Genomic DNA, 10465 nt, shown 5'->3' with positions numbered 1-10465 from the left:
GATCGTGGGCGCCGCGAGCGAGTTAAGGAATACACGATGCGAGATTTCTCGCAATCCATTTTGCGGATGAGCTCGGAGCTGCTCGCAACCGACGCTGGCGCAGCATGTGCGCGGCGCGGAAAGCAAGTTTTTGAATCGCCGCGAGGAATCCTGCGCGTCACAAATCTCATGGCGATCGCAAAAAAAATTCATAAAATTTTTATCTTCGTTAAGGTGGAAGCAGTTTTTCAAAGTGGTCGCATTCACTATGCGGGTAAGTGACTAGCAAGCCGATGTTTTTCGCGATTCCTTTTTCAGGGTAACTCCCGCGGTGATCGACCGATGTTCCATTTCACATGCACGAGACGGCGAGCTTTCGCAGGCGCGCACGAGGTTCCGCCACGGCAAGTGCGCGCATTGCGTAGAAATACGGACATGAATCTCGGCGGTAAACGCACGACGGTGAGCATACGTGCTGCATAGCGCAAAAAGAAAAGCCCGGCGGAGCCGGGCTTGCCTGGTGTCATGCTCACCGACCGCGTTTCATTTGGCGAGCTTGGCAATCTGATGCGCGAGGCGCGAGACCTTGCGGCTCGCATTGTTCTTGTGAACGATGCGGCGTTGTGCGGCGCGCATCAGCTCCGGCTCGGCATGCGACATCGCCTTCAGCGCGGCATCGCGATCACCGCGCTTGATCGCCTCTTCGACCGAACGGACGGCGCTGCGCATCTGGGTCCGGCGCGACTTGTTGATCACGGTGCGGCGGGCAATCTTGCGCGTCGCCTTCTTGGCGGAAGTGGTATTGGCCATGGTCTCTCTGATCCTTCGGCGGTGGCCGCTTGCTCTCAATCGTGGTTAAGCGCGCCGGCCCGTCAAAGCAGGTGATCGACGCTACGGGTTGTTCGAAAACGTCTCCGACAATGCCGCTGCCCAAGCCCGAGGTGCCTAAGCAAATGTGCTCAAAGTGGCCGGCGCTGCCCAAAGAACAGCGGCGGCGGGATTGCGCCCACCGCCATTGCCGCCTTTATAGAGGCCACGTCATCGAGCGTCAACGCTCTCGCGGCGCCGCGGGCCGCGGGCAAGGCTTGCGGAAGGCCGGTAAGCCACTGACGAGGTTGAATTTCGGCAAGGTGGCCGGTAAGGGCTGGCGGGCGAGCATTCATGGCGCACGACCGAGACAGGTGGACCAGATGATCCGCGGTTTTTTCCGACTTGTAGGGCTGCTGCTGCTGGCTGGCGGGTTCATCTTCATGGTCTATGACGGCGCCCGGTGGGTCGCCGACCAGAGCCTGCAGTTGACCCGGTTCGGCCAGTTCTGGAACGACATCAACCAGGCGAGCCAGCAGGCCTTCCGCACCTGGGTGGAAACCAGGGTTCCGTGGCTCTGGACCAGCGTCGTGAAGGTCCTGCTCGACCAGCCGGTGTTTGCGGTCCTCGGCCTGCTCGGGATCGTCCTGATGTTCCTGTTCCGGCCGCGCAAACCATTGATCGGCTATTCGCGCGACTGAACGCGCGCCGGGGCTGCGGGGCGTATGGGAAGCTCCTATATTGCGGCTATCCGCGGAGCTTTAGCTTCTGAAACCGTTTTCGCGCCCGGAGACAAACCCATGCTGTTCATGCGCAAGACCACCGCCCTGCCGAGCGCAGCCGAGGCGCTGCCGGGCCACGCGACTCCGATTCCCACCGCCTCCACTCATTTCGTCAACGGCCGCAAGCTGCAGCCGCCCTATCCGGCCGGCCTCGCGGAGGCGGTGTTCGGGCTCGGCTGCTTCTGGGGCGCCGAGCGCAAGTTCTGGGAGCTCGGCGACGGTATCCACGTCACGGCGGCAGGCTATGCCGGCGGGCACACGCCGAACCCGACCTACGAGGAGGTCTGCTCCGGGCGTACCGGTCACACCGAGGTGGTGCTGGTCGTGTTCGACCCGAAGAAGCTCTCCTACGCGCAGCTCCTGAAGACGTTCTGGGAGAACCACAACCCGACGCAGGGTATGCGCCAGGGCAACGACGTCGGCACGCAATACCGCAGCGCGATCTACACCTTCGACGACGCGCAGCGCAACGCCGCCGCGGAGTCCAGAGCGGCCTATCAGAAGGCGCTGTCGGCCAAGGGTCTTCCCGCCATCACCACCGAGATCGCGCCGGCCGGCGCATTCTACTTTGCCGAGGACTACCACCAGCAATATCTCGCCAAGAACCCGGCAGGCTATTGCGGTCTCGGTGGCACCGGCGTGTCCTGCCCGATCGGGGTCGGCGTCAGCGCGGCGTGAAGCCGGGCAACACCAGCGGTAGGTCGGCGCGATGCACGCGGAGATAGAATGTTGGCGTGTGGCGCGGAGGTGCGAACGGTTCGTTAACCATAACAATGGCACAACTTGGGTCATCTCGCTTGAACGGATGACCCCCGTGCTCGTTGTGCGCGCGTTTCGATTGTCGATCATTGCCGCCATGGCGACGCTTGCCTTGTCGGGCTGCATGCAGACGGGCGGGCCCGTCGCGGTGGTGCAACCGCAGGGCGACCTGGATTCACTCGCCTATGGCCAGCCCGTTGCTCCGCAGCCACGCGCGACCGCCGATCAAGGCGGCGGGGCGATCAGCGCCCTGCGCAACGCGCTCGCCGCTTCACCGCGCCCTACCTATGCGCAGGCAGCGTCCGAGCCTTACGCCTCGTACGCCGCCGCGAAGCCGACGCCCGTCCGCAACGACCCCGACTACAAGCTCGATGCCGGCGACAAGCTCCGTGTCGTGGTCTACGGCCAGGACGGGCTGACCAACAGCTACACCATCGATGCCGCGGGCTCGATCACCATGCCGCTGATCGGCCAGGTGCCGGCGCGCGGCCGCTCGCCGGCCCAGCTTGCCGCCGAGATCACCGCCAAGCTCCGCAACGGCTACATCCGCGAGCCTTCGGTCGCAGTCGAGATCGAGTCCTACCGGCCGTTCTTCATTCTCGGTGAGGTGCAGGCGCCCGGCCAGTATCCCTACGTGCCAAACATGACGGTGGAGAGCGCGGTGGCGATTGCCGGCGGCTTCTCGCCGCGGGCAAGGCGCGACATCGTCACGCTCACCCACGCCGAGGCCGATGGCGCTGCGCGCTATCAGGCGCCGCTCGGCACCTCGCTCAGCCCCGGTGACACCGTGACGGTCGGCGAGCGCTGGTTCTGACCAGGCGCGCTCGCTTTCTTCATTCCAACCGGCGTAATCTGCTATTGGCTGTCTGCCTTTCCGATCGCGCCGTCGGCTCGATCGGGCACGGACGTCGGCACGTTGGGAATGGGGTGTTTCATGCGTCTGTTGATTCTGGGCGGCAGCCAGTTTCTGGGCCGTGCGATCGCGGCCCATGCCTGCGCCATCGGCCACGACGTGACCTGCGCCGCGCGGGGGCTGTCGGGTCCGATCGCGTCCGGCGCGCGCTTCGTCCGCATTGACCGCGACGCTTCGGATGGCCTGGAGCCGCTCGCAAACGACGCCTTCGACGCTGTCGTCGATGTCTCGCGGCACCCCGGCCAGGTGCGCCGCGCCGTCGCCGCCCTCAAGCCTCGCGCTGGGCACTGGACCTTCGTCTCGACGGTCAGCGTGTATGCGGACAGCCAGACGCCGGGGCAGCGGGCGGACACGGCGCCGCTGCGTGCACCCACGGCGCCCGATGTCGAGCACAGCACCGACCAGATCTATGGCGGCGCCAAGGTGGCCTGCGAGCAGGCCGTCGGCGAGGACGCCTTCATCTGCCGGGCGGGGCTCATCGTGGGACCTGAGGACCCGACCGGGCGCTTCACCTATTGGCCGGCGCGGCTTTTCCGGGGAGGCGAGGTGCTGGCGCCGGGGGCGCCGGAGGATGCCGTCCAGTTCGTCGATGTGCGCGATCTCGCCGAATGGATCGTTCGGGCGGCGGAGGCCCGGCTGATCGGCGTCTACGATGGCATCGGACCGACGCAGAGTCGCGGCGCATTGCTGGCCGCCTGCGCGGCGGCGGTTGGCTCGTCCGCGACGCTCAACTGGGCCGATCGCGCCTTCCTGGAAGAGCACGACGTGCGGCGTTGGGCGGGACCGCGATCGCTGCCCCTGTGGCTGCCGTTGCCGGAGTATGCCGGCTTCGCCACGCGCGACGCTCGGCCGGCGCGCGATGCCGGCCTGAGATGCCGGCCGCTCGTCGAGACGGCGCGCGACACCTTCGACTGGTGGCGCGCGTGCCATGGCAAGGTCGATGGCCTGACCATCGAGGAAGAGCGCGAGGTGCTGGCTGCATGGCACGCAAGACGCCGCTAGCCGAAGCGCGGCAGGCCGTCGAGAAACGGCAGCACGGCGTCGATGAAGGCCTCCGGCTGGTCGATGTTCACGGCATGACCGGCAGCGGGGATTACGGCCTGCTTGGCGCCCGGAATCTTGGCGGCCATGTAGTCGGAGGCGGCGAGAAACGGGGTGTCGTCGGCGCCGACCACGATCAGCGCCGGTACCTTGATCTCCGGCAACAGCTCGATCACGCCGGCATCGCGCTGCGTCAGCATGCCGCGCGCGGCGCGCGCGAGCCCCGTCCCGTCGCGGTGGTTGACCGTGGAACGTTCGCGGCTGCCGGACTTCAGCACGTCGAGACCCTCGCGCTCGAACCGCTCCGCGGTGTCGAGCGCCCGCCTGTTCCAGGCCTCGCGCGCGTCATCCTTCTTGAAGCCCGGGCCGGTGTCGATGATCAGGAGCGCCGCGACGCGTTCGGGATGGGCGCGATATAACCCCAGCGACATATAGCCGCCGAGAGACAGTCCGCCGATGATGGCCTTGTCGGCGCCGGCATGATCCATGAGCGCGGCCATGTCGCCGACCGTGAGCGCTTCGCTGTAGGCCGCGGCGTCCTCGGGATAGTCCGACCGGCCATGGCCGCGCATGTCCCACAGGATCAGCCTGTGATGTTTGGACAGCGCCGCGACCTGGCCCTGCCACATCGCGGAGGTCGACGAATAGCCGTGGGTCAGGATCAGCGGCGGACCGTCCCCGTGGACCTCGAAGTAGATCTTCACGCCGTTACGATCGATGGTCGGCATTGTTCGTCTTTCCTGGATGTTTCCCTCCTCATTGTAAGGCGATCTGTGCGGCCGTGGGAACCACGCAAATCGCGTCCGTAAAATCACCGGCAGGCGGCCGATCCGCATCCGACCTGCCGGAAACCGGCGTCGGCTTTTCGAAGCGGGCGAAAGGCTTCGTTAAACTTGTACGAGCTATCAGCGCGGGACGTTGATCATGCTCGTTAAGGCGCATCAAACCGGTAATAGGTTAGCCTTGGGCCATCGTTCACCCGTGAGCCAGAACCGCTTCATGACGACCTCCGCCAAGCCGACCCCGACCAGACGCCGTCTGCTGCTGGCCTCCGACCGCGGCGACCACAGCAGCGAGCTTGCCGACATCCTGCGCGAGGTCGGCGAGGTCGACCTGGTCGCGACCGCCGACATCCCGTCGGCACCCGCGCGCGATATTTCGGGGGTCGTGGTCGACATCAATCTGAGGTCGCCCGAAAGCGTGCAGATGGTCCGCAACAAGCTGCGGAGCAAGGCCTACAGCGCGGTGCCGCGGCTGTTCGTGCTCGCCGACGCGCTGCACCATGCCTCGATGCAGGCCTGGGCGCTCGGGGCGACCGACACCATCATGCGTCCGCTGGATGCGCATGCGATCCTGCAGCGCATCCAGGCCGCGTTTCCGGCAAGCGAAACCTATGATGCGACGGACCGCGGCAAGATGCTGAACCGCGGCGTCGCCGCCGCGCATGCGGTGATCACCAAGATATTCGAGAAGCTGCCCGCGGGCGTGCCGCTGAAGTTCTCCGACGTGGTCGAGGCCGAGGGCAAGATCCTCAAGGCCATCAAGCATTCCTCATTGCGGGAATGGCTGACCGCGGTCGGCTGCCACCACGCCGACAGCTACCGGCATTGCCTGTTCGTCACCGGCTTCGCGGTGGCGTTCGCGCAGCATCTCGGCATGCGCGAGGAGGACCAGCGCCGGCTGACCCGTGCCGCGCTGCTGCATGACGTCGGCAAGGCCTTCATCCCGGCCGAGATCCTGGACAAGCCGGAGAAGCTGACCCCGGAGGAGCTCGCGGAAGTCCGCGAGCATCCGCGGCGCGGCTATCAGGCGCTGGCGGAGCAGGGCGGCTTCCCGCCGGAAATGCTCGACGTCGTGCTGCATCATCATGAGCTGCTCGACGGCACCGGCTATCCCAACGCGCTGCGCGGCAACCAGATCAGCGACATCGTCCGGGTCACCACCATCGTCGACATCTATGCCGCGCTGGTGGAGAAGCGCCCGTACCGGATGCCCTACACGCATGCGCGGGCCTTCGGCGTCATGGAGAAGATGGGCGGCAAGCTCGACCAGCAATTGCTGCAGGCGTTCCGCCCGGTCGCGTTCGGGTGTTTCTGAGCAGGGTGGTTTTCACGATGTCGAAATCGCCTGCGCTCAGTCGGCAACCGCTGGACGCAAGCATTCTGTCGCCTGATTTCCCCTGCTATGGTGGGCGCGCGTACCACGCGCCGACATCACCGCCAGCAGGGACGACAGATGGATACGACAGCGACGGGCAATCCCGACATTCCCGCCGACATCGCGGCGACTCTCGTCGATCCGGCCGCCTATGCCGGTCAACGCATCCATGACAGCTATCGCTGGCTGCGCGCCAACAATCCGCTCGGCGTCGCGCGGCCCGATGGGTTCGAGCCGTTCTGGGTGGTGACGAAACACGCGCATATCCAGGCCGTCAGCCGCCAGAACGAGCTGTTTCACAACGCCGACCGCCCCACCACGCTGACCAACCGCGCGATCGAGCAGCGCGTCCGCAAGATCACCGGCGGCCCGAACCTGGTGCGCTCGCTGGTGCAGATGGATGCCCCGGACCATCCGAAATACCGGGCGCTGACGCAGGGCTGGTTCATGCCGGCCAATCTCGGCAAGTTCGAGCCGCGCGTGCGCGAGATCGCGCGGGCGACGGTCGCGCGCATGATGGAGAAGGGCGGCGCTTGCGACTTCGTCGCCGACGTCGCGCTAGGCTATCCCCTGCATGTCATCATGGAGATCCTCGGCGTGCCCGAACGGGACGAGCCGCGGATGCTGCGGCTGACGCAGGAATTGTTCGGCGCGCAGGACCCCGACACGGCGCGGATCCGGGAGGCGCTGACCGCGGAGCAGTTTTCCGCGATGATGCAGATGGTGGTGGCCGACTTCGGCGCCTACTTCAAGGGCATCACCGAAGAACGGCGTCGCGCGCCGCGCGACGATCTTGCCACCGTGATCGCCAATGCGAAGATCGGCGGCGACTACATGCCGGAGCATGATGCGACCAGCTATTACATGATCGTCGCGACCGCGGGCCACGACACCACCTCGTCCTCGACGGCAGGTGCGATCTGGGCGCTGGCGGAGGACCCTGACGAGTTCGCCCGGGTGAAGGCCAACCCGGAGCTGATCCCAGGCCTGGTCGACGAGGCGATCCGCTGGATGACGCCGGTCAAGCACTTCATGCGCTCGGCCACGTCAGACACCGAGCTCGGCGGCCGCAACATCGCCAAGGGCGACTGGCTGATGCTGTGCTACGCCTCCGGCAACCGCGACGAGGAGGTGTTCGACGAGCCTTTCAAGTTTCGTAGCGACCGCAAGCCGAACCGCCATATCGCCTTCGGCTATGGCGCGCATCTCTGCCTCGGCCAGCACCTGGCCAAGCTCGAGATGCGCATCCTGTTCGAGGAATTGCTGCCGCGCCTGAAATCGCTTCGCCTGGACGGCGAGGTGAAGATGACGCAGGCCACCTTCGTCAACGGGCCGAAGAAGCTGCCGATCCGGTTCCAGGTGAATTGACGCGCGACGATGCGGCTGTCGAGCCGGCGCTGCTTTCAGATTCAACGTTTCAAACAGCATTCGGTGTCATCGGCGGGGCATCCAGCGGAGGGCGTGGATACGCATTCTCGCGACGGGATTCGTCCGAGCTTTGCGACAGCATCGCCCTCGAAAGAAACGGAGGGCGCAGGGAATGCCGGGTGAGGGCCTCACCCATGGCCCGCCTGCAACAAAGAACGCAGGCGGCAGTCACCACAGGTAAAGCCGGATCAACCGGCATTCCCTGCGCGATGGGTTACGGCTTATACGTGATCTCCCCGGGGAGCGGGCTTTCTTGCCCCCGTCACCCGCAAGATCATCGCTTGCGAGCTTGACGCCAGCGTCGCGGCGCCAGGACCACACGATTTCGCCGTCCGCCACGAGCGCGCTCGTCTCGCGCGCCGTTGCGTCCACCGCATCCCGCCTCCCACGTCCGTGACGATCGCGAAACGCCCCTCCGACGGAGGCGGGATGGAGCTATTAATCATGACTTCTGAAAAATGGAAATCGAAATATTTTTGCGGCAACGACTGGACAGCCCCAACCCTCTTGAGTCCGCTCGATGAATCCCGTTTGTCGCGCAAGTGATCTGTTGGCGGGGGCGTCCGGCATCGGAGGCGATATCGGAACGCACTCTCCAAGAATCCGCCCGACGGGCAAATCGAGTTGGAATCCGTATCGCCGGCACGGTGATAGTGTGTGTCGTTCTAATCTCTTCCGGTTGTCCGAGCCGCCACATCCGTCACTGTCGGACGGGGAGCCGGGCCTTCCAGATCATCGGCGATGTCAGTTTTCAACGTATGACAACCATCATGCCCGATTCCCCATCCACCAATTCTCTCAACTTTCCCAGAAAGCGTTCCAAATGCTGAGCGACATACGGCGCCATATCCTCGGTCCATCCTCCAGGGTAGATGTTCCGATCGTTGAAGTCATCGAAACCAAAGCCGGACATGATCTCTGCGACAGACGTGGACGCCAATCGTGGCGGTAGTGATCTGAGACTGTCGGGGCTATGCAGCTCGCAATGCTCCGAAATGCCTTCGACTTGTGTTCCCGTAATCGTGTTTCTCCGCTGTGGCAGGCGCGGAACGTTCATCGTGTAACTTTGTTCAATCGAGGGAATTTCGGACCTTGGGAGCGCCTCCTGATGGGACGCAAGCTGGATATCGCTTTCTGGAACTACGATCGCGGCCGCGCCCTCCGGGATGGCGACGTGAAGGTCGAGGGCGTCGATGCTACTTTTCACAGCGGCCGCATCGTCGTCGACATCTTCGAGGCAATGGTGAAGAGCCATGCCTATGACGTGTCGGAATTGGGTGTCACCTATTTTCTCCGTACCCTGGAACTCAATGACCCGCCTTTCCTCGCCATACCGGTCTTCCTGGTACGCTCTTTCCGGCACTCCGCCATCTACATCAACAAGACCAAGGGCATCGAAGGACCGCAGGATCTGAACGGTAGAAGGATCGGCGAGCTCGCGCTCTATGGTCACGATGCCGGCGTGATGCCAAAAGGCATGCTGTCCGATGAGTTCGGCTTTAAACCCGAGAAGTGCCGCTGGATCATAGGCGGCATAGACTTTCCGTTGAAGCCTATCGACTGGCTACCCAAACCGATTCCGCAGGGCGTCGACGTCACCTACGCGAAAGGCGACGTCGATCTCGGCGAGATGCTGGAAGCTGGCGAAATAGACGCACTGATCTCAGCCGATACGCCGAAATGCGTGCTCGAAAAGCGGCCGACCGTTGGCCGGCTGTTCGAGGACTATGAGACGATCGAGAGAGACTATTTCCGTCGAACCGGCATCTTCCCGATCATGCATCTGATGGTTATCAGGAAAGAATTGGCGAAGGAGACCGAGCTAGTCAGGGCCGTGTACAAAGCCTTCTGTGAGGCAAAGGATTTCATCATCAAGCAACTGGTTCAGGGGATGACGTTCAACAATATGACACTCATGATCCCTTGGTTGACCAATCAGATATCACGCGATCGCGAGCTTCTCGGTGATGATTGGTGGCCCTACGGCATCTCAGCCAACCGCAAGTCACTCGATACGTATCTGCGATATCATCATGAACAGGGACTATCGAAGCAACGGCTCACGATTGAGGACGTTTTCGTACCCACCCTGCTCGACACCTGAAAGCCCGACCAGAGAATCTCCTGAAGGACCCTGCGCAATCGGGGAAACGAGCAGCCTTTGCTTCACCTCCGTTTTGGATCGAGGCTGTCTAAAAACGGGCTTGGGTAGCCCAGCGAACAGCGATTCTTGCTCGGACGGGCGGCACGATCGACATCAGAGCAGCTCTTCTTATGAGTTAGCCTCGACGAGATGATCCGACCGATCCTTACCGACCACATTCGCCTCGTCCATATAGCTGACGAAAGCACGCACCGCCGGTGACACCTCACGCCAACTTGAAAAGGTTGACAGGCAACGGCGGTAGCTCGCGCAATGCCTCGCCGGCTGCCGCCAGGCTGACTTCGCGGGTCGTGCGTTGGAACAATCGAATTGCCAGCGTCTTTTCCAGCCGACTGATCGCTCGACTCACGCCGGATTTCGGCATGGTCAGGGCCTTGCCGGCCGCGGAGAAGCCTCCGAGCGCCGCTTACCCATTCGAAGATCCTGAGGTCATCG

At 63.8% G+C, this 10465-nt stretch carries 11 protein-coding genes and 1 pseudogene; 8 read left to right on the top strand and 4 right to left on the bottom strand.

The annotated features are described in order from the left end of the window. The coding region (locus JOY90_RS36730) for a hypothetical protein (protein ID WP_291695976.1) at positions 1–261 on the top strand (261 nt) is incomplete at its 5' end. A 261-nt stretch (positions 262–522) separates the two neighbouring features. Here JOY90_RS36730 and rpsT read toward each other — a convergent pair. Further along, positions 523–789, bottom strand: coding sequence for a 30S ribosomal protein S20 (gene rpsT / locus JOY90_RS36725; RefSeq protein ID WP_291695975.1), 267 nt, complete (start codon positions 787–789; stop codon positions 523–525). A 380-nt stretch (positions 790–1169) separates the two neighbouring features. Here rpsT and JOY90_RS36720 point away from each other — a divergent pair, with 380 nt between their 5' ends. The 4 genes from JOY90_RS36720 (at position 1170) to JOY90_RS36705 (ending at position 4242) form a co-directional block, all read left to right on the top strand. Next, positions 1170–1487, top strand: a complete 318-nt coding sequence (locus tag JOY90_RS36720; RefSeq protein ID WP_291695979.1) for a hypothetical protein — start codon at positions 1170–1172, stop codon at positions 1485–1487. A 99-nt stretch (positions 1488–1586) separates the two neighbouring features. Continuing rightward, positions 1587–2246, top strand: a complete 660-nt coding sequence (gene msrA / locus JOY90_RS36715; protein WP_291695974.1) for a peptide-methionine (S)-S-oxide reductase MsrA — start codon at positions 1587–1589, stop codon at positions 2244–2246. A 145-nt stretch (positions 2247–2391) separates the two neighbouring features. Next, complete coding sequence (locus JOY90_RS36710) at positions 2392–3141, top strand: polysaccharide biosynthesis/export family protein (protein WP_291695978.1); 750 nt, start codon at positions 2392–2394, stop codon at positions 3139–3141. Positions 3142–3261: 120 nt separating this feature from the next. Next, positions 3262–4242 carry an NAD-dependent epimerase/dehydratase family protein gene (locus JOY90_RS36705; RefSeq protein ID WP_291695973.1) on the top strand — a complete coding sequence of 327 codons (981 nt, stop codon included), beginning with the start codon at positions 3262–3264 and terminating at the stop codon, positions 4240–4242. Here JOY90_RS36705 and JOY90_RS36700 read toward each other — a convergent pair. Next, on the bottom strand, positions 4239–5009 hold the full coding sequence (locus tag JOY90_RS36700; RefSeq protein WP_291695972.1) for an alpha/beta fold hydrolase: 771 nt from the start codon (positions 5007–5009) through the stop codon (positions 4239–4241). The two genes, JOY90_RS36705 and JOY90_RS36700, sit on opposite strands and share 4 nt — an antisense overlap. A 271-nt stretch (positions 5010–5280) precedes the next feature. On the opposite strand from JOY90_RS36700, the gene JOY90_RS36695 reads away from it, so the two are divergent. After that, entirely contained in the window at positions 5281–6378 is a 1098-nt protein-coding gene (locus tag JOY90_RS36695; RefSeq protein WP_291695977.1) for an HD domain-containing phosphohydrolase, read from the top strand. 138 nt (positions 6379–6516) lie between these two features. Continuing rightward, on the top strand, positions 6517–7806 hold the full coding sequence (locus tag JOY90_RS36690; RefSeq protein WP_291695971.1) for a cytochrome P450: 1290 nt from the start codon (positions 6517–6519) through the stop codon (positions 7804–7806). An 811-nt stretch (positions 7807–8617) separates the two neighbouring features. Here the strand turns inward: JOY90_RS36690 and JOY90_RS36685 are convergent. Beyond that, the gene (locus tag JOY90_RS36685; RefSeq protein ID WP_291695970.1) at positions 8618–8779 is read right to left on the bottom strand and encodes a hypothetical protein; all 162 of its coding nucleotides are present in this window, start codon (positions 8777–8779) and stop codon (positions 8618–8620) included. A 195-nt stretch (positions 8780–8974) separates the two neighbouring features. Here JOY90_RS36685 and JOY90_RS36680 point away from each other — a divergent pair, with 195 nt between their 5' ends. After that, the gene (locus JOY90_RS36680) at positions 8975–9970 is read left to right on the top strand and encodes a hypothetical protein (protein ID WP_291695969.1); all 996 of its coding nucleotides are present in this window, start codon (positions 8975–8977) and stop codon (positions 9968–9970) included. A 265-nt stretch (positions 9971–10235) separates the two neighbouring features. On the opposite strand, the pseudogene JOY90_RS36675 reads toward JOY90_RS36680, so the two are convergent. Continuing rightward, positions 10236–10421 (bottom strand): annotated as a pseudogene (locus tag JOY90_RS36675) (LysR family transcriptional regulator); the annotation flags it as partial. Between the last annotated feature and the right edge of the window lie 44 nt (positions 10422–10465).

Origin of the sequence: Bradyrhizobium sp., from assembly GCF_019242285.1 — a bacterium.
Lineage (GTDB): Bacteria > Pseudomonadota > Alphaproteobacteria > Rhizobiales > Xanthobacteraceae > Bradyrhizobium.
Note: the sequence above shows the minus strand (reverse complement) of the source record. Positions and strands in the feature narration are given on the sequence as shown.

Excerpts from the sequence above, each read along its gene's own strand:
- JOY90_RS36720 (WP_291695979.1), top strand. The coding sequence starts at position 1,170 with ATGATCCGCGGTTTTTTCCGACTTGTAGGGCTGCTGCTGCTGGCTGGC.
- JOY90_RS36695 (WP_291695977.1), top strand. The coding sequence starts at position 5,281 with ATGACGACCTCCGCCAAGCCGACCCCGACCAGACGCCGTCTGCTGCTG.
- JOY90_RS36705 (WP_291695973.1), top strand. The coding sequence starts at position 3,262 with ATGCGTCTGTTGATTCTGGGCGGCAGCCAGTTTCTGGGCCGTGCGATC.
- msrA (WP_291695974.1), top strand. The coding sequence starts at position 1,587 with ATGCTGTTCATGCGCAAGACCACCGCCCTGCCGAGCGCAGCCGAGGCG.
- rpsT (WP_291695975.1), bottom strand. The coding sequence starts at position 789 with ATGGCCAATACCACTTCCGCCAAGAAGGCGACGCGCAAGATTGCCCGC.
- JOY90_RS36690 (WP_291695971.1), top strand. The coding sequence starts at position 6,517 with ATGGATACGACAGCGACGGGCAATCCCGACATTCCCGCCGACATCGCG.
- JOY90_RS36680 (WP_291695969.1), top strand. The coding sequence starts at position 8,975 with ATGGGACGCAAGCTGGATATCGCTTTCTGGAACTACGATCGCGGCCGC.
- JOY90_RS36700 (WP_291695972.1), bottom strand. The coding sequence starts at position 5,009 with ATGCCGACCATCGATCGTAACGGCGTGAAGATCTACTTCGAGGTCCAC.
- JOY90_RS36685 (WP_291695970.1), bottom strand. The coding sequence starts at position 8,779 with ATGTCCGGCTTTGGTTTCGATGACTTCAACGATCGGAACATCTACCCT.